The organism is Amycolatopsis keratiniphila (assembly GCF_000400635.2).
In the GTDB taxonomy this organism is placed as follows: domain Bacteria; phylum Actinomycetota; class Actinomycetes; order Mycobacteriales; family Pseudonocardiaceae; genus Amycolatopsis; species Amycolatopsis keratiniphila.
Map to the genome: position 1 here is coordinate 2,743,383 of NC_021252.1, position 22,203 is coordinate 2,765,585.

Genomic DNA, 22,203 nt, shown 5'->3' on the forward strand with positions numbered 1-22,203 from the left:
CAGGAAGGGAGTTCACCCCTCCAGCACGACACCGTTCTCCTGCGCCAGGATCGCCGCCTGCACGCGTGACCGCAGCCCCAGTTTCGTCAGCACCCGGGAGACGTGCGTCTTCACCGTGGTCTCGCCGATGTGCAGCCGGGTCCCGATCTGCGCGTTGGACAGCCCGCCGCCCAGGCACGCCAGCACTTCGCGTTCGCGTTCGGTCAGGTCTTCGAGCCCGGCGGGGACGGCGGAAGGTTCGCGGGTCCCGGCGGCGAAGGCGGCGATCAGCTTCCGCGTGACCTGCGGCGCGAGCACTCCTTCGCCCGCCGCGACCAGTTTCACCGCCTCGATCAGCCGCGACGCCTCCACCGACTTCAGCAGGAACCCGGCCGCGCCCGCCCGCAGCGCGGCGTGGACGTACTCGTCGAGATCGAAGGTGGTGAGCACGAGAACCTCGCACAACCCCTCCGCGGTCAGTTCCCGCGTGGCGGCGATGCCGTCGACCCCGGGCATCCGCACGTCCATCAGCACGACGTCCGGCTTCAGTGCCTTCGCCTGGCGGACGGCGATGGCGCCGTCCGCGGCCTCGCCGACCACCTCGATGCCCTCGGCGTTGCCGAGGATCATCATCAGCCCGGCACGGATCGCGCCGTGGTCGTCGGCGACCAGCACCCTGATGTTCCCGTCGCTCAAGACCCCTCCAGAGGCAGTTCGGCGCGGACCAGCCAGCGACCGCCGGACGGCCCGGCGGTGAAGGTGCCGCCCACCGCGGCGGCGCGTTCCCGCATGTTCAGCAGGCCGAGGCCGGTCCCGCCGTCGCCGGAGCGGCCCGGCTGAAGATCGTTGCGCACCTCGACGGTGAGTATGCCGCCGCTCGACCGGATGTCGAGGACGGCCCGCCCGCCGGGAGCGTGTTTCATCGCGTTGGTCAGCGCCTCCTGCGCGATCCGGTACGCGGTGAGGTCGACCGCGGCGGGCAGGTCGGCGGACCGGTCCGGCACCGCGCCGAGCTCGACCGCCAGCCCGCTCGCCCGCGCCGATTCGACCAGTTTGGACAGTTCGGCCAGCCGGGCGGGCGCGGTCGGCTCGATCTCGGTGTCCGCGCGCAGCAGCCCGATCATCGCGCGCATCTCCTCCAGCGCGCTGACACTGTTCTCCCGCACCGATTCCAGCACCTTCCTGGACAGCTTCGGGTCGGCGGTGGCCATCGACAGCGCGGCTTCGGACTGGATCGCGATCGCGGAGAGATGCCCGGCGATGACGTCGTGCAGATCCCGCGCCATCTTCGACCGTTCCCCGGCCACGGCGGCCTTCCGGTCCAGTTCGCCGATCGTGGCCAGCTGGACCGCGTTCGCCCGCTCGTTGTGGGCGATGTCCCGCTGCTGGCGGACGTTGGCCGCCCACCACACCGGGGTGACCAGGAACGGCAGGAACGCGAACGCGACGAGGATCGCCGTACGCCACTGCGCGGAGAAGAGGAGCGCCAGGCAGACCGCCGCGAGCGTCCCGACCGCGGCGACGCCGATCATCACCCGGCTGACACGTCGTGAGCCGTACAGCGTCGTCGCGTAGAGGAAGTCGGTGAAGATGACGAAGATCGGCAGCGAGGGACCGAACGCGATGTCCACGGCGAGGACGACGAGCCCGCACAGCAGTCCGAAAGGGACTTTGCGGCGCAGCAGTTGCAGGAGGCACAACACGGTCAGCTCGGTCAACCGGATCCACAGTGGCGTGTCGTCCTTGCCGTTGAGCAGCACGTGCATCCCGCTGAGATAGACCAGCACGCCGAGGACCCAGGTGCCGAAGGCGATGACGAGGTCCTGTTTCCATTCGGCGAGGTGGTTCAGGCGCGGGACGAACGTGGGCACCGTTCCATCCCAGCACACCGGCACCCGCCACGGGGTCCTACGAACTGATGACGATGATCTCGTGCCGTACGCCGACGCGGACTCGCCGTCTCCCGGGACAGACTCGGCTCGTGAACAAGATCTGGGACTTCATCGCGGAAAACCCGATGGCGGCCGTGATCGCCGGCGGGGAGATCGGTTTCTGGGTCGCCATCCTCGCCGGCCTCGTGGCCCGCTATCCGCTCAAGCTCAAGCGCACCGGTGTCGCGCTGCTGCTCCTGACCCCGGTGATCGACCTCGTCGTGCTGGTCGCGACCGTCATCGATCTGCGCGACGGGGCCACGGCGAACTTCGTGCACGGCCTCGCCGCGGTGTACCTGGGCTTCAGCGTGGTGTTCGGGCATTCGATGATCAAGTGGGCCGACGTGCGGTTCGCGCACCGGTTCGCGGGCGGGCCGCCACCGCCGCCCAAACCGAGGGGCCGGGAGAAGCTGCGCGCCGAGTGGCGTGACTGGTTCAAATGCGTGCTGGCCTGCGGGCTGGCCGCCGGGGTGCTGCTCCTGCTGATCGTCATGGCGGGTGGCACCGCACAGGTCGACCCGTTGTGGGGCTGGCTGCCACGGCTGGGGGTCGTGACCGCCATCTGGTTCGCCACCGGGCCGCTGTGGCAGGAGTTGTCACCCAAGGACAAGGTCGGGGAAGGGGTACGACGATGATCGAACTGCTGGGGATCATCCTGCTGGTGCAGGGCGGGGGCGGGCTGATCAACCGGTTGCTGGGGAGCACGAACCCGAGCTGGTTCGTCCAGCTCCATCTGCTCCCGCCGGGGATGCACGTGGTGGCGAGCGCGCTGATGGTGGCCGCGGGGGTGGGGGTGCTGTTCGCCGAACGCGCCCGCAAGCAGCGCCGCCGGTCAGAGTGAGACGAGCACCTGCAGGACCCCGAGGACGATGGTGACGACCGTCAGCACGACGGTCACCACGGTGAGCCGCGTGACCCGCGCGCTCACCGTGTTCTCGTAGGCGTACCTGGTCTCCTCGTCCATCGCCTCGGCCTGGCGGTCGAGCTGGGCGATGATCCGCTCCACGCCCATGCTGGTGACCAGCCGGCGCTCCAGCGAGTCGATCTCGGGCGGCAGCACCGAATGCAGCATTTCGAGGATGTCGTCGAGCGAGCCGCGCAACAGCCGGGTGCGGCTCCCGGTCTTCTTCATCGACGCCAGCCACTGGTCGGCCAGCGCCATCCGGATCAGCACCCGTTCGAGGATGAAGAGCATCCCGTGGTCGAGCCCGCCGATCTCGCTGTCGATGCCGAAATACGGCTCGGCTTCGCCGAACGGGCCGCGCATCAGCTCGGCCTGGTGCTCGACGTACTCGGCGTCCTTGCTGTTGAGGCAGACGATCCCGCCCGCCATCGTGTACGCGGCGACGAACGACCGCGTACCCCACGACGGGCCGAGCGCGTCCCTGGCGACCTCGCGGGGCACGAACCGCCAGCCCTCGTCGCTGGTGGCCAGCCCGTAGAACGGCCGGGGATCGGCGGCGACCCGCTGGGCGGGCGGATGCCCGTCGTGGGACCGCAGTTCGACGCACCAGCCCTTGCGGCCGAGCCCCTCGGTCAAGCCGCAGCCCTTGGTCAGGTCCTCGAAGACATGGGTGACGGCCTTGAGCAGCGACGGGAACGTCTTCTCGCCGTAGCGGCCGTGCAGCCCTCGTTCCCCGTTCGACGTCTCCCGGCCCTGAAGGCTTTGCAGGATCGCGATGGCGAGGTCGAACTCGGCGGCGGGCCCGTCCGCCGCCGCGCCGGTGATCGTGGTGGCGAGGACCAGCGTCATCGCGTGATAGGCGGGATGCCAGGTGACGACGAGTTCGCACGGCAGGCCGGTCTCGCCGGCCCGGATCGCGAGCCTGCGTTTGCGCAGCACCCGTCTTCGCGGCGGTGTCGTGTAATTGGCCAGGAAGTTCTCCGCCGCCGTCCACTCGTCGCCGAGCTTCCCGTCGAGGTGGGCGAGCAGGCCGCGGTCCCGTCCGCCGTCCAGCACCTTCCCGGCCTCCCGCTCCGACAGCGGGACCGCCCACGCGAAGGTGAGGAGAACCGCGGTCATCCGCGGCGCAGCAGGGTGATCAGGTCCCGGCCGAGGTGACGGCGCAGCGGGCCGGAGGCGTTGACCAGTTCGTCGCGGTCGATGTGCTCGTCGGCCGGGCCGAGATCGTCGAGGACGTGGTACGTCCACTCCCACTCGGTGCGCCAGCCCGCTTCGGCCGCGTCGGCGGCGATCTCCGCCGGGTCCAGATAGCGGACCGGGAGCGCCGGGCCGCCGTCGTGGAGCGCCTTGTCGAACTCTTCGCGCGATACCCGGTGTGAGCGGACTTCGCCGCCCGCTTCGACACTGTCGAGACTGAACGCGCCCTGCCCGATCGGCGACCGGCTGTAGGCGAGCACCAGTACGCCGCCGGGCGCGGTGATCCCGGCCAGGCGCCGCAGGATCGGCCCGACGTCCGGTGTCGGCACGTGCTGGATGACGTGACTGCACACCACGAGGTCGTACGGGCCGCCGTCCAGATCCGTGATCGGCGAGACGGCGAAGGAGAACGCGGTGTCCTCGACGACGGTCTCACGTGCCTTGGCCAGCCTGTCCGGATCGGGATCCGCGGCGGTGACGTCGGCGGAGAACCGGGCGAGCCAGGGGAGAAGGCGGCCTTCGCCGCACCCGGCGTCGAGTGCCTTCACCTTGTCGCGTGGGCCGAGGATCGCGGTGAGCCGCTCGGCGACCTTCCCGAGCGCGCGGTCCTCGCTGGCCGTCCAGTAGCCGTCGTAGGGTTCGTGCCGTCGGATGAACACGCCGGTGACGTGGTCGCCGGCGTCCGGATAGCGGTAGCCCTCGGTCAGCACAGTCGCGAATATAGCCCGGATTCGCGGATTCTCCGGCGCTCCGCGCGGGATTACCATGAGTCATGGCCATCGGGCCTGTCGCGCTGTACGCCGTTGTCGCCGTGGCGCCTTCGGTGCTTTTCTGGTGCGCGCTGAAAGTGCCGGCCGGGGTGCGGTGGTGGCGCGGCCGCCGCCGGCCGGAACTCCCGGCCGGACCGCCCATCGAGAAACTCGCCGCCGATCTCCGCCGGGTGCACCGGCTGGGTGAACTGCCGGAGGGCTTCGACCGGGAGATCGAACGGCTGCGCGTCGAGGAGTCCCTGGCCGAGCGCGGGCTTTCCGTGTCCTGACACGGTTTGTATCGAAAGTATGCGCGCGGCCGGAAGGCTCGCGGGCATGAAGAGGCTGGGACTTCTCGCTTCACTCCTGCTGGTGTTCACGCTCCTCCCGGGCGTGGCCTCCGCCGCTGCCGCCTTCCCGAAGATGGACGCGGCCACGGTCGACGGTTTCCGCTGGACCTCCGGTTCGAGCTTCGGCACCTACGGCGCCCGGATCGCCGCGCTGGAGAACCACCTCCCGGCTCGCGGGTTGCCGGAGATCCTGTCGTCGGCGAACCGGAAGGCGCGGCCGCTGTGTCACGCCACGTATCTCGCGGCGGCGCTGAACCCGGCGGGATTCTGCTGGGAAGACGCGAACGACGACAAGACCAACGACTGGATCCCGCAGGGACTCACCGGTTCCGGCGACGCCGACGCGGCGACCGGGAAGGTCGGCGGCAAGCGGGTGGTGGCGACGTCCTGGCACACCCCCGGCGACACCATGGTCCGTCTGTCCTTTGTGGACGCGACGGGGCTGGGATATCGGCACGTGCTGCTCGTCGAACCGACGTCGAACGACAATTTCGCCGTCGTGCAAGGGCATGGGCACGGCATGACCTGGATCGGGAACCGGCTGTTCGTCGCGACCACCGGTGGCGTGGTGCGGGTCTTCGACACCACGCATTTCTGGAAGGTCGACGACAGCTCCGGCGTCGTCGGCAAGGGCCCGGACGGCAAGTACCACGCGGCGTTCTACGACTACGCGATGCCGCAGATCGGCGCGTACTGGTACCCCGGCGGCGGCGCCTGCACCAACGCGCCCGGGACACGGCCTTGTCTCGCGACGATGTCGTTCGACCACAGTGACGGCTCGATCGTGACCGCGGAGCACATCCCGAACGCGGCGGGCGGCCGGGTGCTGCGGTGGCCGTTCGACCGCGCGACCGGGCTGCCCCAGCTTTCGGCCGACGGCACCGTGCACGCGAAGGAAGGCTTCGTGTCGCCGGTGTGGGGCATGCAGGGAGCGGTGTCGCGCAACGGATATTTCGTGCTGACCGGTGTGTGCCCCGAGTACGCCGGGGTGGCGGGCGACCATCCTTCGTGCCTGCACGGCGGAGTCGGCGGCACGTCGACGTCGCGGCTGAGCGGCCGGGCGCCGGTGAACTCGCAGAACCTGTCGTACTGGCCGGCGACGGGGGAGCTGTGGCTGATGAACGAACAACTCCGGGAGCGGGTGACCGTGCACGTCCCGTGGACCACCTTGACCGGCCGGTCCTGAAGCCCGCATTTCGTCCTCTCGATGTGGTAGTTGCACGCGCAAGGAACCGCATCGCTGGGGCCTCTCAAGAGGGGTGAGTGGGCTGAAGGCTCCCTTCGCCGAGTCTGATGCGGCGAAGGGAGCCTTCAGCCCACTGCCGACCGTGTTTAAGCGCCTGCGGCCGGGCAGTGTCACGTGCCTTGGGCCGGGAGGTCAGGGGGTGAAGTCCCAGCGGGTGGCGCCATGGGGTTCGGCGCCCGCCACCCCGATGGCCCGGCGCAGGGCGAGGCGGTACAGATACCAGGGCGGGGCGCCGGCGCTGGGCGCGCTGAAGGGAGCGGTGAGCGCGTCGCCCTCCACCGTCGCGGGCCAGCCGCCCGTCCGGTAGACCGCCGCGACCCGTTCCAGCGTCGCCGGGTCGGTGACCCGGTGCGCCTCGCCCTCCATCGTGAGGTCGATTCCCCGCAGCCGCACCGAAACGGCGCACGCCGGGTTCACGGCCAGGTTGCGGGACCGGCGGGTGCCCGGCCCGCCTTTGAAGAACAGGGCGTCGTCCACCCAGACGGCGCCGACGCCCGCCGAATGCGGACGCCCGTCGGGACGCACGGTGGTCACGAAGAAGGTCAGGTCGGCGGTCGGGGTGTCCTCGGCGAGGACGTCCCGCGCGCGGCTCCAGGGGAGTTCCGCGGAGCCGTAGCGGTCGAGGTTCCTGGTGGCGTGAGGTGTCGTCATACCCACGCGTCGAACGGGCGGGCCGCGATTCGACACCGGACGCGGAAAACCCCGCCACCGAAACGGTGACGGGGCTTTCCGGGAACCCTGGGCTCAGTCCAGGTAGTCGCGCAGCACCTGCGAACGCGACGGGTGACGCAGCTTCGACATCGTCTTCGACTCGATCTGCCGGATGCGCTCACGGGTCACCCCGTACACCTGGCCGATCTCGTCGAGCGTGCGCGGCTGGCCGTCGGTGAGGCCGAACCGCAGCCGCACCACACCCGCCTCACGTTCGGACAGCGTCTGCAGCACCGACTGGAGCTGGTCCTGCAGCAGCGTGAACGACACCGCGTCGACCGCGACGACGGCCTCGGAGTCTTCGATGAAGTCACCGAGCTGCGAGTCGCCCTCGTCGCCGATGGTCTGGTCGAGCGAGATCGGCTCGCGGGCGTACTGCTGGATCTCGAGGACCTTCTCCGGGGAGATGTCCATTTCCTTCGCGAGCTCTTCGGGGGTGGGCTCGCGGCCGAGGTCCTGCAGCAGTTCACGCTGTATGCGGCCGAGCTTGTTGATGACCTCGACCATGTGCACCGGGATACGGATGGTGCGGGCCTGGTCGGCCATCGCGCGGGTGATCGCCTGACGGATCCACCAGGTGGCGTACGTGGAGAACTTGTAGCCCTTGGTGTAGTCGAACTTCTCGACCGCGCGGATCAGGCCGAGGTTGCCCTCCTGGATCAGGTCCAGGAACGCCATGCCACGGCCGGTGTAGCGCTTGGCCAGCGAGACCACGAGCCGGAGGTTCGCCTCCAGGAGGTGGTTCTTCGCCCGCTCACCGTCGCGCACGATCCACTTGAGGTCGCGCCGCATCTGGGTGACGAGCTTCTCGCCCTCCTCCTCGGCGTTGCGGACGCGCTCGGCGGCGTAGAGCCCGGCCTCGATGCGCTTGGCGAGCTCCACCTCCTCCTCGGCGTTCAGCAGGGCGACCTTGCCGATCTGCTTGAGGTACGCGCGGACCGAGTCGGCCGAAGCGGTGAGCTCGGCGTCCTTGCGGGCCTGGCGCAGCGCCTCGGACTCTTCCTCGTCCCAGACGAAGTCCGGGTTGTCGGAAGACTTGCCGGCGTTCTTGTCGGTCGACGTGCGGCGCCCGCGGGCGGGCGTCTCTTCGACGTCCTCCTCGGACTCCGCGTCTTCATCCGTCTCCTCGGTGACGGAAGCGTCGACGACATCCACCTCGACCTCTTCGAGGTCGGACAGATCCGGGGTCTCGAGGTCGGCCTCGTCGAGGTCACCGGGACCGTCTTCCGGGTCGCCGTCTTCGGTCTTCGCACTCTTGGTGCTGGGTTTCTTGGCCGGAGCCTTCTTCGCCGGGGCCTTCTTCGCGCCGGCCGCCTTGGCGGCGGTCTTGCGCGCCGCGGGCTTCGCCGCGTCGGTGGCTGCCTCGTCGGCCGGCTCGCCGGCTGCGGTCGCTGTCTTCGTCCCGCTTCGGGTTGCGGTTCTTGCGGCTGCCACTTACGCCCTTTCGCAGCGGTCGATCATGACGAGCCGAGGCGTGATGGTCTCGGCTGCCTCAAACTTCGGGGAACACCCCTCGGCCTGCGGTTTCCCTTGTTCTCGTTGGTGCCGCCGCCGGGGGCCGTGTTCCATTGTAACGACGATACGTGACAGCGTCGCGGCGCGGACCACCGAACGGCGGGCGCGACACGCCGTGCGACGCGCCGAAGTGACATCCGCGGGGCTGTTGTCAGCGTGGTCGCGTCAGTGCTCGATGCCCTCCGCCGCGGCGGCCGCCGCGCCGACGATGCCCGCGTTGTTCTGCAACGACGCGACGATCACCGGCGTGCGGATGTCCAGCAGCGGGACCCATTTGTGCGACTTCTTGCTGACCCCGCCGCCGACGATGAACAGATCCGGCCAGATCAGGTTTTCCAGCACGGAGAGATACCTGTTCACCCGTTCCGCCCATTCGGGATACGACAGCTCTTCGTTGTCCTTCACCGACGCCGCGGCCTTCTTCTCCGCGTCGAAGCCGTCGACCTCGATGTGGCCGAACTCGGTGTTGGGCACGAGCTTGCCGTCCTGGAAGACCGCGCTGCCGATGCCGGTGCCGAAGGTCAGCAGCGCCGTCACGCCGCGCCGCGCCGCCGGGTCGCCCCAGCGGATCTCGGCCATGCCGGCGGCGTCCGCGTCATTGAGCATCGCGATGTCGTCGACGCCGCGGCCGAGGCGCTTGGCGAACAGGGCGTCGGCGTCGGTGCCGATCCACTTGCGGTCGATGTTGGCCGCGGTGTGCGCGACCCCCTTCTTGACCACCGCGGGCAGGGTGACCCCCACCGGGCCGTCCCAGCCCGCCTGGCCGGTGATCTCGGCGACGACGTCCGCCACCGCCTCCGGGGTCGACGGCTTCGGCGTGTCGATGCGGATCCGGTCGCCGATCAGCTGTCCCTGCGCCAAGTCCACCAGCGCGCCCTTGATCCCGCTGCCGCCGATGTCGATACCGAACCCTCGGGTCGCCTCCACCACGGACGTGGTCCCTTCTCGCACGATTCAGAAGCCTGCCTCGGAGACTTTAACCGGATGTGGTGACATGGCGGACGTGGGAGTTGACGAGACGTTGCTGAAGGGTATCGCCGAGCGTGTCGCGGGCGAGGCCGCCGAACTGGTCCGCGAGGCCTGGACCGGGATGAACGCGGGCCGCGAGGTGCGGGTGGACACCAAATCCGCCGACACCGACGTGGTGACCGCGGTGGACCACGAGTCGGAACGGCTGGTGCGCGCGCGGCTCGCCGAACTGCGCCCCGACGACGCCGTGCTCGGCGAGGAGGGCGGCGGGATCGCCGGCGACGGCGTGACCTGGGTGGTCGACCCGATCGACGGGACGGTGAACTTCCTCTACGGGCTGCCGTGGTTCGCCGTCTCGGTGGCCGCGCAGGTCGGCGGGGTGTCGGTGGCGGGCGCCGTCGTCGAACCGGTCAGCGGGCGCCGCTGGACCGCCGCGCGCGGGCAGGGCGCGTTCCTCGACGGGCGGCCGCTGGCGGTCAACGCCCCTTCCCGGCTGGATCTGACGCTCGTCGGCACCGGATTCGCCTACAAGGTCGAACGGCGGACGAAGCAGGCCCGGTTCGTCGCGGAACTGGCCACCCGGGTGCGGGACGTCCGGCGCAACGGGGCCGCCTCGCTGGACCTGTGCGCCGTCGCGGCGGGCTGGCTGGACGCCTACGTCGAACACGGCCTCGGGCACTGGGACTGGGCCGCCGGAGCGCTCATCGCGGCCGAGGCGGGCGCTCAGGTGTCGCTGCCGGGTGAGGACGCCGAGCTGGGGCCGGACGCGACGTTCGCGGTGGCGCCGTCGATCGCGGCTCCGTTGCGTCAGGCGCTGCTCGACTCGGGTGTGGGCGGGATCTGAGGGGGCCGCCAAATGTCATGAACGACCCTTTCCTGACGAAAAACGTCAGGAAAGGGTCGTTCATGACATTTGAGCGAGAGCGGGTCAGCAGGGGGCTTCGCGAGCGGCCTTCAGCAGCGCCTGGTCGATCACCGGGGCACCGCCGCCCGCGGACTGCTCACCGCCACCGCTGCCCTGCTGCGCCTTCGACCACTTCGTGAGCTGGTCGAGCACCTGGCGCGCCTCCGCCTTCGGGCGGACGTCGCCGAGCAGGGTGCCGGTGGTGAAGGTGACCGAAGCGTCCTTGCGGTTGTCCTTGACCAGTTCGGCGCACGGGACCACGAGGCTCAGCGTGCGGGCCGCGGCGGCGCCGTTCTCACCGAAGCGGATCTGGCCGCGGCACTTGGCTTCCGCGTTCTTGTAGGCCGGGTCGACGTCCGGCTCGACGATCTGGGAGAAACCGAGTTCCCGGAGCGTGCTGGTGACGATGCCACCCTGGCCGCGCACCTGGGAGCCGTTGAGCACCTGGACGGCGACCTTGTCCGGCGGGACCGGCGCGCGGTCGTCGAGGCCGTTGTGCGCCAGCGGCGTGTAGGTGACACCCTGCGGCGCCACGGGCGGCGGATCGCAGCGGACCCTGGCGTCGATGTCGGATTTGCTCGCCACGACGTTCACCCAGACGATGACCGCGCCGAGGGCCATCACCCCGATGACGATGAGCGCGGGCAGCGGGTTGTGCTTGCGATACGGCCTCGCCCCGCGGTCCCCGATGCCGTTCCCCGACGCCACCTGCCAGTCCCTTCCCCAAAGCCCGGATCCCCGGACGGTGCTTCATCTCACCATCGTGTCCGATCAGCCTATGCGTTGCGGCGAGGGTGATCGGCGCGGGCCTCCGGATAGCACCACGCGATGGCCACTCCGGGCAAGCGGCCGGGCCCAAGGGGTGAGGTACCCGACGCGGGCGCAACCCATTCGGACGACAGGCGTCTTGACAGCAGGGTTCCCCCTGTTGGGTGACGTAATCGTGGCAATGTCTGACTCGTTGCAGAGCCGGTATCGGCGTGAGCTACCCTTCGCGGGCTCAGGCGGCAGTAAGAGGCGCAAAAGAGAGACCTCGCTCACTGCCCAGCCGGGCACAAACAGGGGCGCTGGGACGTTAACCAGCGGCACGAAGGACTCACGAGCCGCGCGCTCGCGTGTCCGGGCCATCTGACATCGAAAGCATCGCAGGGGTGAGGGACTAATGGCGACCGACTACGACGCTCCGCGCCGCAGCGAAGCCGACGAGCTGGCCGAAGACTCGTTGGAAGAGCTGAAGGCACGGCGTAACGAAAACCAGTCCGGCGTCGTGGACGTCGACGAAGGACGCGACCGCCGAGAACTTCGAGCTGCCGGGCGCGGACCTCTCCGGACTTTCCGGGGAGGACCTGACCGTCAAGGTCGTGCCCAAGCAGGCCGACGAGTTCACCTGCTCCGTCTGCTTCCTGGTGCATCACCGCAGCAGGCTGGCGGAGGAGAGTGGCGGACGGCTCATCTGCCGCGACTGCGCCTGAGCCTACGGGCACAGGGGACGGCGCGACAGGGGGTTTCGGGGTCTGAACAGGAATAAGGGGGCCGGCCAGATGGCCGGCCCCCTTTCCTGAACAAGCACGAGCCTGTGTCTAGGGCTTCGAGGCGGGGTGGCGCAGCAGCGCGGCCACCTTCTCCGGATGCCGGGTGCTGAACAGCCAGTACGGCGTCGGATCGTCGGGATCGGTGAGCCAGACCCGCACCACCGGGCCCACCCAGCCCCGGTGCAGCACGAACGCCGCCGGATCGGCGTCGCGGCCGAGCGCCTTGCGCTTGGCCTCCTTGTCGATGACGTCGACGTCGCCGACGAACTTGAGCGGGAGGTGCGCGTCGCGCAGCCACAGCTCCGGCTCGTCTCCACCGGTCACCCGGACGCGGGACCGGCCGAGCGAGATCATCAGCGCGACCACCGCGGGGATCAGCACCACGTACGGCAGCCACCCGCGGAGCCCGGGGTAGCCCATGTCGATCTCCGCCGCCAGCAGCCCGCCGCCCAGCAGCGGCAACGGCCAGCCCCACCACGGGACATAGAGCCGCTCTGAATGCTTGACGTCGCCGCCTTCGGCCGCGCTCACACTTTCAACCACCTCTTCAGGGTAGTCTCGCCGCCCGTGTCCACCGTTCAGGTACTGCTTTCCCGGATCGATCCTTCGGTCCCCCTTCCCGCCTACGCGCGCCCCGGCGACGCGGGCGCCGACCTCGTCACCACCTCGGATCTCGTGCTCGCGCCCGGTGAACGCGGCGTCGTCGGCACGGGCGTCGCGATCGCGCTGCCGCCCGGCTACGCGGGCTTCGTGCACCCGCGGTCGGGCCTCGCCGCCCGCGTCGGCCTCTCGGTCGTCAACACCCCCGGAACGATCGACTCCGGGTACCGCGGTGAGATCCGCGTCTGCCTGATCAACCATGATCTCTCCGAGAAGGTCGTGCTCACCCGCGGCGACCGGATCGCGCAGCTGGTCGTGCAACGGGTCGAACAGGCCGAGTTCGTCGAGGTCGCCGAGCTCGAGCCGTCCGAGCGCGGCGAGGGAGGGTATGGCTCCACGGGCGGACACGCCACACTGGGAGCCGGAGCCAGGGAAGGAACGGAGAACTAGTGGGGATTTTCGGACGCAAGCGCGCGAAGCCGACCGGACGGCACGCCGCGCCCGAGGTCGACGAGCGTCCAGTTGCCGACGACGCCGACGAAGAGATCGAGTCGCAGCTGTCGGAGACCTCCGATGGCCCCTTCGACCTCGCCGACGCGCCCGAGGACGGCATCCCGAGGATCGACCTCGGCTCGGTGAAGGTGCCGGTGCCCGACGGTTCCCAGGTCCAGGTCGAGATGGACCCGGAGAGCGGCGGCGTCCGCGCGGTGCACGTCGTCACCGAACAGGGCCAGATCACCGTCAGCGGCTACGCGGCGCCCCGGTCCGGCGGCCTGTGGAAGGACGTCAGCACCGAGCTCACCGAGCAGCTGCGGGCCGACGGCGCCAAGGTGTCGGTCGGCATGGGGGAGTGGGGGCTGGAGCTGTCCGCGATCGTCGGCGACGTCGCGCTGCGGTTCGTCGGGGTCGACGGCCCGCGATGGATGCTCCGCGGCGTCATCGCCGGGCCGCAGTCGCAGGCGGCGCAGGCGCCGGCCGTGCTGCGGGAGATCGTGCGGCACACCATCGTCGACCGCGGTGACGCGCCGATGCCGGTCCGCACCCCGCTGACCATCACGCTGCCCGACGCCGTCGCGCAGCACATCGCCGAGCAGCAGGGTTAACGAGCCCTCAGCCAGGCCAGCACGGTCGCCCGGCCCAGTGACTCCCGGTCCGCGCCGAGGGCGGTGAGCGTCGACTCGCCGACCTCGGCGCGCGGCAGGGCGTCCGCCCAGGCGCGGGCGACCTCCGCCGGGTGGATCGGATCGTCCACGCACGCGCCGATCCCCGCGGGCACGTCGAGGCCCTTGAGGTCTTCGAGCGACGGGGCGGGATGGGCCGCCGCCGTCCGCAGGCCCGCCGCCAGCCCGGCGCCGTGCCGACGCCACGCGCGGCCGAGCTCCGCCGCGAGCCACTCCGGGACGCCGTCGGAGGATTTCGCCAGCGCGCCGCCGACCCCGTTTTCGGCCACCAGATCCGCTGACAGCCGCGCGGCGAGCGACGCGGGTGCTCGCCCGGCCGGGCCGTTCCAGGCCGGGAGCGCGGCGAGCAGGCCGGTGCAGTGGCCCGGATTCCGCGCCGCCCACTCCGCCGAGAGATGCGCGCCGAACGAGATGCCGCCCACGAGCAGCGGACCGTGCTCGCCGGCGAGCCTGTCCAGCTCCGCGAGATAGCCCTCCGCGAGCCTCTCGCCAGGAGGAGGCGGCGGGGCGATCAACCGGATGCCGAGCGCCCGCAGCGGACCGTCGAACACGGCGCGCACGAACACTTCGTCGGACCCGGTGCCGGGGAGTACTACTGCCGTCGTAGGCGGAATAGCGGAGGTCACGTTGCGATCTTCTCCCAAACCCGTTGTCCTGGTCCGAGCACAGTTACGCTGGATTACGCACGGGCCGTTCAAGTCGGGGGCCCCGGAGCACAGGAGCACCGTTATGCCCGCCAAAGACGGCGGCTACTTCAGCCGGCTGGTCCGCAAGCTGACCAGCGACGTCGAGGATCTCGACGCCGACGATCTGTCCGAAAAATCCGAGGCCGGCGGAGCGCAGCGCGCCTGCGACTGCCGGTCGGGTCAAGAGGTGACGGTGCTCGGGAGACTCCGCAGTGTGGAGCTCTGCCCGACCAACGAGGCGGCGACACTGCAGGCCGAGCTGTTCGACGGCACACAGGGTGTGACGCTAATCTGGCTCGGACGCCGCCGGATCCCCGGGATCGAACCCGGGCGAACCATCAAGGTGCGCGGCCGGATGGCCGAACGTGATGGTCAGAAGGTGCTTTACAACCCCTATTACGAACTTCAGAGCCCTGTGAGTTGATCCCGCATCGTGACTGAACCCGTCGGCGGCGAAGAGAAGACCGAAGACAAGAAGCCCCAGCCCACCCTGCTGGAACAGATGGGCGGACTGTCCGGGCTGTTCTATTCCTCGCTGCCGGTCATCGTGTTCGTGATCGCGAACGCGATCTTCGGGCTCACGGTGGGGATCTGGGCCGCGGTGGGCAGCGCGGTGGCGATCACCGTGCTGCGCATCGTCCGCAAGGAGCCGCTGCAGCCGGCGATCTCCGGGTTCTTCGGCGTCGCGATCGCGGCGTTCATCGCCTATCGGACCGGTTCGGCCAAGGGCTTCTTCCTCTTCGGCATCTGGACGAGCCTGGTCTACTGCGGTGTCTTCGTGCTGTCGATCCTCGTCCGCTGGCCGCTCGCCGGCGTGGTGTGGAACGCGCTCAACGGCAGCGGCCACGCGTGGCGCAAGGACAAGAAGTCGCTGATCTCGTACTCGATCGCGACCGCCGCGATGGCGCTGATCTTCGGTGCCCGGTTCGTCGTGCAGCGCTGGCTCTACGACGAGGACTACACCGGCTGGCTGGCCTTCGCGAAGATCGCGATGGGCTACCCGCTGTACGCGCTCGGCCTGCTCACCGTCGTCTGGGCGGTGCGGCGGTCGGACAAGCACCTCAAGGCACAGGCCGAGGCGGCCCCGCGCGAAGAGACCGACGAAGAGATCGAGGCGCGCCTGCGCGCGAAGTACGCGCAGGCGCCCGCCGTCGACAACTAATAACCCAGCGCGGTCCGGATCTCCGGCTCGACGTCCGACGTCGCCACGAACAGCAGCTCGTCGCCCGGCTCCAGCGGATCTTCCGGCTGCGGCACGATCACCCGGTCGCCGCGCAGGATCGTCACCAGTGCCGCGTCACGCGGCAGGTTGATCTCGCTGACCGCCTTGCCCGCGAGCGGCGTCTCCTCCGGGAGGGTGAGTTCGACGAGGTTCGCCTGGCTCTGCCGGAACGTCATCAGCCGCACCAGATCACCGACGCTCACCGCCTCCTCGACCATCGCCGCGAGCATCCGCGGGGTCGAGACGGCGACGTCGACGCCCCAGGCGTCGTTGAACAGCCATTCGTTGGCCGGGTTGTTGACCCGCGCCACCACCCGGCGCACCGCGAACTCGGTCTTCGCGAGCAGCGAGACCACGAGGTTCGCCTTGTCGTCGCCCGTCGCGGCGATCACGACGTCGCACTCCTCGATCCCGGACTCCTCGAGGATCGAGACCTCGCACGCGTCGCCCAGCACCCAGTCCGCCTGCTCGACGGTGTGCGGCTCGAACTGGTCGGCCTCGCGCTCGATGAGCATCACCTGGTGACGCCCGTCGATCAGCTCCGCGGCGATCGACCGGCCGACCGCGCCGGCCCCGGCAATCGCGACCCGCATCAGTTCTCCTCTTCCGGTTCGCGAGCGGCGACGCTGGTCACGTCGCTGACAGTGCCTGATTTCGCGGCGACGTACACGACGTCGTCCGCCTGGATCACGGCCTTGGTGTCGGGCAGGACGGCGGTGCCGAACCGCATGATGAACGCGACCCGCGCGCCGGTGGTGTCCTGCAGATCACGCACGCTGTGCCCGACCCAGCCCTCGTTCAGCGGCAGTTGCAGCAGCGCCACGCTGCCCGACGGGTCGCGCCACTCCGAGGCGACGCCGTCGGGGAGCAGGGTGCGCAGGAACCGGTCGGTCGTCCAGGGCACGGTCGCCACGGTCGGGATGCCGAGCCGTTCGTAGACCGCCGCGCGTTTGTGGTCGTAGATCCTGGCGACGACCTTGTCGATGCCGAAGTTCTCCCTGGCCACCCGCGCCGAGATGATGTTCGAGTTGTCGCCGCTGGACACCGCCGCGAAGGCCCCCGCGCGTTCGATCCCGGCCTCGATCAGCACCTGCCGGTCGAAACCGACGCCGACCACCTGCTGACCGTGGAAATCACTGCCGAGCCGCCGGAACGCCTGCTGGGTCTTGTCGATGATGGCGACTTCGTGCCCCAGCCGCTCCAGCGCCGCGGCCAGGGATGCGCCTACCCGGCCGCATCCCATGATCACCACGTGCACGCCCTGCCTCCTTCGTCGTCGGACGTTCACCCGTCCGCAGGTACCCAGACATACCAGCGCCGAACCTACCGTGGGGGGCGACCGTTAGTCTTCTGCGGTGTCGAAGTTCCCGACCGTATTGAAGCGGCTCGTCCTCGGACGTCCATTCCGGAGTGACCGCCTCTCGCATACGCTGCTGCCGAAGCGCATCGCGCTGCCGATTTTCGCGTCCGACGCGTTGTCGAGCGTCGCCTACGCGCCTGAGGAAATCTTTCTCACCCTCAGCGTCGCCGGTTTGTCGGCGTACGCGTTCGCGCCGTGGATCGGCGTCGCCGTCGCGCTCGTCATGCTGGTCGTGGTGGCGTCCTATCGGCAGAACGTGCACGCCTATCCCAGTGGTGGCGGCGACTACGAAGTCGCGAACACCAACCTGGGCGGCAAATTCGGCCTCACCGTGGCCAGCGCGCTGCTGGTCGACTACGTGCTCACCGTGGCGGTGTCGACGTCGTCCGGCGTGGCGAACATCGGGTCCGCCATCCCGTGGGTGGCGCAGCACAAGGTGATCGCCGCGGTCATCATCGTGGTCGTGCTGACCGCGCTGAATCTGCGCGGAGTTCGCGAATCGGGCAAAGCGTTCGCCATCCCGACCTACGGTTTCATCATCGGCATCCTCGGCATGGTGATCTGGGGCCTGATCGAGGCGGCCTCCGGCGCCGACATGCGCGCCGAAAGCGCGGACTTCCAGTTGCACGAAGAAGCCTCTTTGACCGGTTTCGCGTTCTTCTTCCTGCTGTTGCGCACGTTCTCCTCCGGTGCGGCGGCGCTGACCGGGGTCGAGGCGATCAGCAACGGTGTCCCGGCGTTCCAGAAGCCGAAATCGAAGAACGCCGCGACCACCCTGCTGATGATGGGCGTGCTCGCGGTGACGATGCTGGTCGGCATCATCACGCTGGCGATCATCACCGACGTCAAATTCGCCGAGCACCCGGAAACGCAGCTCACCGGCACTCCGGCGGGCTACGAGCAGAAGACGATCGTCGCGCAGATCGCGCAGGCGGTGTTCGCCGACTTCACCCCCGCGTTCTACTACATCTCCTTCGCCACCGGCATCATCCTGCTGCTGGCCGCGAACACCGCGTTCAACGGTTTCCCGGTGCTCGGCTCGATCCTCGCGCAGGACCGTTACCTGCCACGCCAGCTGCACACCCGCGGCGACCGGCTGGCCTTCTCCAACGGCATCCTGTTCCTGTCGGCGTTCGCGCTGGTGCTGATCATCGCGTTCGACGCCGAGGTCACCAAGCTCATCCAGCTCTACATCGTGGGCGTGTTCGTCTCGTTCACGGTGAGCCAGGCGGGCATGATCCGGCACTGGAACCGGCTGCTGGCCAGGGAGACCGATCCGGCGGTGCGGCGGCGGATGCGGCGTTCGCAGACGGTCAACGCGATCGGCCTCACCATGACCGGCACCGTGCTGATCATCGTGCTGGTGACGAAGTTCCTCCTCGGCGCCTGGATCGCGATCGCGGCCATGGTGGCGATCTACGTACTGATGACCGCGATCCGCAAGCATTACGACCGGGTCGCCGAGGAATTGCGCGAAATGGACCGGAAACCGGCCGTATTGCCTTCGCGCAACCATGCGATCGTGCTGATTTCGAAACTGCACCTGCCGACCCTGCGCGCGGTCTCCTACGCCAAGGCGGTGCGGCCGGACGTCCTCGAAGCCGTCACGGTGAACGTCGACGACGTCGAGACCCGCAAACTCGTCCAGGAATGGGACGACCACAATTTCAAGGTGCCGCTGAAGGTGATCGAATCGCCGTATCGCGAGATCACGAAACCGGTGCTGGACTACGTGAAGCGCGTCCGCGGCGACAATCCGCGCAACGTGGTGACCGTGTTCATCCCCGAGTACGTGGTCGGGCACTGGTGGGAGCAGGTGCTGCACAACCAGAGCGCGCTGCGGCTGAAGGGACGCCTCCTGTTCCAGCCCGGCGTCATGGTGACCAGCGTGCCGTGGCAGCTCGAATCGTCGGAAAAGGCGATCAAACGCGACCGGAAGGCCCGCCCGGCGGCCGGTGACGTGCGCCGGGGATTCACCCCGGTCGTCAAGCAACCCGAGAAAACTAAGGACAAGGCAGAATGAGTGTGGACGCGTCGACCGGCACCTGGCTCGGACGGACCATCGAGCTGGAGGTCGGCGCGGTCGCGCACGGCGGGCACTGCGTCGCGCGGACGGAGGGCCGGGTCGTGTTCGTCCGGCACGCGCTGCCCGGTGAGCGGGTCCTGGCCTCGATCACCGAGGACAAGGGCGGCTCGTTCTGCCGCGCCGACGCGATCGAGGTCCTGCAGGCATCACCCGAACGCGTGGAGCCGCCGTGCCCGCTCGCGGCGCCGGGGGAGTGCGGCGGCTGCGATTGGCAGCACGCCACGCCCGCCTATCAGCGTGAACTCAAGGCCGCCGTGGTCATGGAACAGCTGAAGCGGCTCGCCGGGATCGAGCGCGACGTCGTCGTCGAAGCGCTCGACGGTGGCCCGTTGGACTGGCGCAGCCGGGTGCGGCTCGTCGCGGGCAAGGACGGCAAGGCGGGCTTCCGGGCGCACCACAGTCATCGCGTGATCGCGATCGACGACTGCCCGATCACCGTCCCCGGCGCGCTCGACGACGTCGTGTCGCGCAACTGGCGCCCCGGCAGCGAAATCGAGGTCACCAAGGACGGCGAGGGCCAAGTGCACCTTCGCGACCTGTCGACGGTCCATGGGAAGACCCGGTCACGACAGCTGGCGGGTGGCATCGCGGTGCAGCACGCCGCCGGTCGCGACTGGCGCCTGGACGCCCACGGCTTCTGGCAGGTCCACCCGGCCGCCGCGGACGCGCTCGCCGCCGTCGTCGCGGAATGGGCCGAGGCACCGCGCGACGGCGTGGCCTGGGACCTGTACGCCGGCGTCGGCCTCTTCGCGTCCGTGCTCGCTTCGCAGGTCGGCCCGCGCGGACGGGTCCTGGCCGTCGAATCCGGCAGGCGTGCCGTCGCCGACGGCGAGGAGAACCTGGCCGACCTCCCGCAGGTCCGCTGGCGCTCCGGCCGCGTCGAGCACCTGCTGGCCGACGCCCCCAAACCGGTGGACGTCGTCGTCCTCGACCCGCCGCGCAAGGGCGCGGGCAAGGCGGTCGTGGAGTCCATTGTGGAGGGATCCCCCGACCGGATCGTCTACGTGGCGTGCGACCCGGCCGCCTTGGCGCGCGACATCGCGCTGTTCAAGGAACACGGATACGGGCTGGTGGATCTGCGCGCTTTCGACGCTTTCCCGATGACGCACCACGTTGAATGCGTTGCGTTGCTGCAATGATTCGGGATTTGTAATCCGTCGGAATGGAGTGGCTTCGTTCGGCTTGTCCGGGTGTGGTCGTGCTCGTTAACTTGCTCGCATCATGAACTATCTTACCTCTGTCTGTGGCGACTGTGATGGAAAAGGTTGTTCTGGCTGCGACGGGCACGGCACGATCACCATTGTGGAGGACTGACCGAGTGGAGCCCCCAATGCTTCCTCCTGGTGTCACGGCACAGGAGATCAGTTATCGCAGTGGTCGGAAGCAAGTCATCTACACGGCGCCGTACCCCTCCGAGGGGCCGCTGCTCGCGCGTGATCTGCTGGGCAGGCAGGCGTGGATGTTCATGTACGCGCATTTCGTCTTCACCTGGGTGGAAGGCGCGGTCCAGGTGCAGGTCAGTCACGGAACCCTGAGCGGGCCGAAGATGCCCTTGTGGAAGGGAATCAGCATTCCCGCTTATTGGTCGGGTCCCGCGCTGGCCGATTTCGGGCGGGCGTGGGCGCTGGACCAGATGACGGGTAATCGGGGAACTCCGGCGGCCGTTTATCTTTGAGGAGTCTGAGTGGCGGTTCGGGTTGGAATGGACCTGCATTTCTTCCCGCTCGGCCCAGGGGGTAGTGAAGGCCTCCTTTCCTACTCTGAAGGTAGGGAAGGAGGCCTTCACTACGCCGCCGGGGTGGCTTGGTGAGGCCTGTGCTCTGAGTGTGCGTCGCGATAGTCGCTTTCGCGACACGCGATCAGCAGGTGGCAGCGAACACGGGCATGCCGAGGACCCCGTCGCCGGTGCGGACGGCGGGCTCCTCGGAAACAGGGGTCAGGTCACGACGCGGTGGAGGGTGTTGCGCCGTGGCACCTGTAGTGGGTCGAGGTATTGGGGCGGCACGAATTCCGGTCTTCCCTCCGGAGCCATCCGGACCTGCCAGTCACCGTGGTGGATGAGCCGGTGGTGGAAGGTGCACATTTACCACTGACGGGTGGTTCGGGTCGCGGGCATCGTGACGCTCGTGAGTGGTGAGGAGGCGGAAGCGAGGTCAGCGTGTTGCGAAAGCCTCTTCGCAACACTGAAGGTGGCGAAGGCCGTCATCCTTGCTGCAGGCGCGAGAAAACGCCTTCGCGAGCTGGCGCAACAGGCCGGGGCTCTTGAGTGGTTAGGACGGTTAGAACCGTCCTAACCACTCACGACACCCGCGATCAGCATTTCAACGTAAAAGAGAAGTCCCCGGAAACCTTCCCCAGCAACCGCACCGCCGAAACCACCTTCCCCTCCTCGATCAGCCTCTCGACCTCCCCCCGCGAAAGGCCGCACCCTTCGGCGATCAGCCGCACGGGCCGAAGCGGAATCCGGGCCTCGAAACGAACCGAGACATCGCGAAAGTCCCCATGGCACAAGGAACCGGTATCGAGCCGCCACGCGCCCTCCCAATCAAGGGAGACGTGGTTACGGCGGAGCACGGCCGGATCCTGGAGCAGTTCGGCGGCGAGGCCGAGGTCGTTCTCGTGCAGCCGCTCCAACAGGTCAGGCCGGACGGAGCGCACGTTCACCCGCTCCAGGATGGTGAGTTTCGCGGTGTCCTCGCAGCCGGTGCAGAGCACGAGGAGCCAGACGTCGATGAGTTTGTGGTTGGCGTTGACCCGGAATTTGCCGTTCGCCCGGAAACGTCCGGACCCGCAGGCATGGCAACGGCGGAGGACGACAGGAAGGCAGGTGGGAACGACCACCCAGTTTTCGAGCATGGGAAGTACACCCGTTCAGTGAGAAGTCCGCAGCAAAAGGAAGCGCGGCGCGAAAGGCGCGACGCGCGACGAAATCAGCGCTCGGGAGGTCTCACAGGGTGTACAACGGCAGGCCTTCGGCTCGGCGACGTGGTCCGGCAGCACGGTAGCGGCCCGGCGGCGGCCGCTCCATCGGTTTTCCGGGCAAGAAGAAGGCCCCCTGGCCGAAACCAGGGGGCCGGACGA

The 22,203-nt window shown here is 69.0% G+C and carries 25 protein-coding genes and 2 pseudogenes; 13 read left to right on the forward strand and 14 right to left on the reverse strand.

From position 1 onward, the window contains the following. Positions 1-12: 12 nt before the first annotated feature. Both AORI_RS53860 and AORI_RS53865 read right to left on the reverse strand, forming a co-directional pair. Complete coding sequence (locus AORI_RS53860; RefSeq protein ID WP_016332942.1) at positions 13-675, reverse strand: response regulator; 663 nt, start codon at positions 673-675, stop codon at positions 13-15. Continuing rightward, positions 672-1,850: a sensor histidine kinase gene (locus AORI_RS53865; protein ID WP_016332943.1), complete on the reverse strand. Its 1,179-nt coding sequence runs from the start codon at positions 1,848-1,850 to the stop codon at positions 672-674. The genes AORI_RS53860 and AORI_RS53865 overlap by 4 nt, the downstream gene beginning before the upstream one ends. Positions 1,851-1,960: 110 nt before the next feature. Here AORI_RS53865 and AORI_RS53870 point away from each other — a divergent pair, with 110 nt between their 5' ends. Together AORI_RS53870 and AORI_RS53875 are read left to right on the forward strand one after the other, a co-directional pair. Further along, positions 1,961-2,545 (forward strand): hypothetical protein, encoded by a 585-nt coding sequence (locus tag AORI_RS53870; RefSeq protein ID WP_016332944.1) that lies wholly within the window; start codon positions 1,961-1,963, stop codon positions 2,543-2,545. After that, positions 2,542-2,751, forward strand: a complete 210-nt coding sequence (locus tag AORI_RS53875; RefSeq protein ID WP_016332945.1) for a hypothetical protein — start codon at positions 2,542-2,544, stop codon at positions 2,749-2,751. Before AORI_RS53870 ends, AORI_RS53875 begins: the two co-directional genes overlap by 4 nt. Here the strand turns inward: AORI_RS53875 and AORI_RS53880 are convergent. Next, positions 2,743-3,933: a hypothetical protein gene (locus tag AORI_RS53880; RefSeq protein WP_016332946.1), complete on the reverse strand. Its 1,191-nt coding sequence runs from the start codon at positions 3,931-3,933 to the stop codon at positions 2,743-2,745. The two genes, AORI_RS53875 and AORI_RS53880, sit on opposite strands and share 9 nt — an antisense overlap. Continuing rightward, on the reverse strand, positions 3,930-4,721 hold the full coding sequence (locus tag AORI_RS53885) for a class I SAM-dependent methyltransferase (protein WP_016332947.1): 792 nt from the start codon (positions 4,719-4,721) through the stop codon (positions 3,930-3,932). Before AORI_RS53885 ends, AORI_RS53880 begins: the two co-directional genes overlap by 4 nt. A gap of 62 nt (positions 4,722-4,783) precedes the next feature. On the opposite strand from AORI_RS53885, the gene AORI_RS53890 reads away from it, so the two are divergent. Both AORI_RS53890 and AORI_RS53895 read left to right on the forward strand, forming a co-directional pair. After that, on the forward strand, positions 4,784-5,050 hold the full coding sequence (locus tag AORI_RS53890; protein WP_016332948.1) for a hypothetical protein: 267 nt from the start codon (positions 4,784-4,786) through the stop codon (positions 5,048-5,050). Positions 5,051-5,096: 46 nt separating this feature from the next. Next, positions 5,097-6,296 carry a hypothetical protein gene (locus AORI_RS53895; protein WP_228688342.1) on the forward strand — a complete coding sequence of 400 codons (1,200 nt, stop codon included), beginning with the start codon at positions 5,097-5,099 and terminating at the stop codon, positions 6,294-6,296. A 192-nt stretch (positions 6,297-6,488) separates the two neighbouring features. Here the strand turns inward: AORI_RS53895 and AORI_RS53900 are convergent, their stop codons facing one another. From AORI_RS53900 to ppgK, 3 genes are all read right to left on the reverse strand, one after another. Further along, positions 6,489-7,007: a pyridoxamine 5'-phosphate oxidase family protein gene (locus AORI_RS53900; protein ID WP_016332950.1), complete on the reverse strand. Its 519-nt coding sequence runs from the start codon at positions 7,005-7,007 to the stop codon at positions 6,489-6,491. A gap of 93 nt (positions 7,008-7,100) precedes the next feature. Beyond that, positions 7,101-8,501 (reverse strand): RNA polymerase sigma factor, encoded by a 1,401-nt coding sequence (locus AORI_RS53905; protein ID WP_016332951.1) that lies wholly within the window; start codon positions 8,499-8,501, stop codon positions 7,101-7,103. 246 nt (positions 8,502-8,747) lie between these two features. Beyond that, positions 8,748-9,509 (reverse strand): polyphosphate--glucose phosphotransferase, encoded by a 762-nt coding sequence (gene ppgK, locus AORI_RS53910; RefSeq protein WP_043848708.1) that lies wholly within the window; start codon positions 9,507-9,509, stop codon positions 8,748-8,750. Between the two features lie 67 nt (positions 9,510-9,576). Here ppgK and AORI_RS53915 point away from each other — a divergent pair, with 67 nt between their 5' ends. After that, positions 9,577-10,395, forward strand: coding sequence for an inositol monophosphatase family protein (locus AORI_RS53915; protein ID WP_016332953.1), 819 nt, complete (start codon positions 9,577-9,579; stop codon positions 10,393-10,395). A gap of 84 nt (positions 10,396-10,479) precedes the next feature. Here AORI_RS53915 and cei read toward each other — a convergent pair whose 3' ends face one another. After that, positions 10,480-11,163, reverse strand: coding sequence for an envelope integrity protein Cei (gene cei, locus AORI_RS53920; RefSeq protein ID WP_016332954.1), 684 nt, complete (start codon positions 11,161-11,163; stop codon positions 10,480-10,482). A gap of 454 nt (positions 11,164-11,617) precedes the next feature. On the opposite strand from cei, the pseudogene AORI_RS82170 reads away from it, so the two are divergent. Then, positions 11,618-11,927, forward strand: a pseudogene (locus AORI_RS82170) (DUF4193 domain-containing protein). 108 nt (positions 11,928-12,035) lie between these two features. On the opposite strand, the gene AORI_RS53930 reads toward AORI_RS82170, so the two are convergent. Beyond that, positions 12,036-12,530 (reverse strand): DUF3093 domain-containing protein, encoded by a 495-nt coding sequence (locus AORI_RS53930; protein ID WP_046199774.1) that lies wholly within the window; start codon positions 12,528-12,530, stop codon positions 12,036-12,038. A 24-nt stretch (positions 12,531-12,554) separates the two neighbouring features. On the opposite strand from AORI_RS53930, the gene dut reads away from it, so the two are divergent. Both dut and AORI_RS53940 read left to right on the forward strand, forming a co-directional pair. Continuing rightward, positions 12,555-13,037 (forward strand): dUTP diphosphatase, encoded by a 483-nt coding sequence (gene dut, locus AORI_RS53935; RefSeq protein WP_007033571.1) that lies wholly within the window; start codon positions 12,555-12,557, stop codon positions 13,035-13,037. Next, positions 13,037-13,690, forward strand: coding sequence for a DUF3710 domain-containing protein (locus AORI_RS53940; RefSeq protein ID WP_016332958.1), 654 nt, complete (start codon positions 13,037-13,039; stop codon positions 13,688-13,690). The genes dut and AORI_RS53940 overlap by 1 nt, the downstream gene beginning before the upstream one ends. Here AORI_RS53940 and AORI_RS53945 read toward each other — a convergent pair. Then, positions 13,687-14,394: an alpha/beta fold hydrolase gene (locus tag AORI_RS53945; protein ID WP_200870966.1), complete on the reverse strand. Its 708-nt coding sequence runs from the start codon at positions 14,392-14,394 to the stop codon at positions 13,687-13,689. The genes AORI_RS53940 and AORI_RS53945 overlap by 4 nt on opposite strands. Positions 14,395-14,497: 103 nt before the next feature. On the opposite strand from AORI_RS53945, the gene AORI_RS53950 reads away from it, so the two are divergent. Then, entirely contained in the window at positions 14,498-14,878 is a 381-nt protein-coding gene (locus AORI_RS53950; protein WP_005164535.1) for an OB-fold nucleic acid binding domain-containing protein, read from the forward strand. Between the two features lie 9 nt (positions 14,879-14,887). After that, positions 14,888-15,616 (forward strand): DUF3159 domain-containing protein, encoded by a 729-nt coding sequence (locus tag AORI_RS53955; RefSeq protein ID WP_016332960.1) that lies wholly within the window; start codon positions 14,888-14,890, stop codon positions 15,614-15,616. On the opposite strand, the gene AORI_RS53960 is transcribed toward AORI_RS53955, so the two are convergent. Beyond that, a complete protein-coding gene (locus tag AORI_RS53960) occupies positions 15,613-16,269 on the reverse strand; it encodes a potassium channel family protein (protein ID WP_016332961.1) in 657 nt (218 codons plus the stop codon). The genes AORI_RS53955 and AORI_RS53960 overlap by 4 nt on opposite strands. After that, positions 16,269-16,934, reverse strand: coding sequence for a potassium channel family protein (locus AORI_RS53965; protein WP_016332962.1), 666 nt, complete (start codon positions 16,932-16,934; stop codon positions 16,269-16,271). The genes AORI_RS53960 and AORI_RS53965 overlap by 1 nt, the downstream gene beginning before the upstream one ends. Positions 16,935-17,031: 97 nt before the next feature. On the opposite strand from AORI_RS53965, the gene AORI_RS53970 reads away from it, so the two are divergent. From AORI_RS53970 to AORI_RS53980, 3 genes are all read left to right on the forward strand, one after another. Continuing rightward, entirely contained in the window at positions 17,032-19,059 is a 2,028-nt protein-coding gene (locus AORI_RS53970; protein ID WP_016332963.1) for an APC family permease, read from the forward strand. Beyond that, on the forward strand, positions 19,056-20,261 hold the full coding sequence (locus AORI_RS53975) for a class I SAM-dependent RNA methyltransferase (RefSeq protein WP_016332964.1): 1,206 nt from the start codon (positions 19,056-19,058) through the stop codon (positions 20,259-20,261). Before AORI_RS53970 ends, AORI_RS53975 begins: the two co-directional genes overlap by 4 nt. Before the next feature lie 191 nt (positions 20,262-20,452). Next, positions 20,453-20,797 (forward strand): hypothetical protein, encoded by a 345-nt coding sequence (locus AORI_RS53980; protein WP_228688343.1) that lies wholly within the window; start codon positions 20,453-20,455, stop codon positions 20,795-20,797. A 261-nt stretch (positions 20,798-21,058) separates the two neighbouring features. On the opposite strand, the pseudogene AORI_RS84265 reads toward AORI_RS53980, so the two are convergent. Beyond that, positions 21,059-21,205, reverse strand: a pseudogene (locus AORI_RS84265) (HNH endonuclease); the annotation flags it as partial. A 230-nt stretch (positions 21,206-21,435) separates the two neighbouring features. Further along, entirely contained in the window at positions 21,436-21,978 is a 543-nt protein-coding gene (locus tag AORI_RS53985) for a DUF1062 domain-containing protein (RefSeq protein ID WP_016332966.1), read from the reverse strand. Between the last annotated feature and the right edge of the window lie 225 nt (positions 21,979-22,203).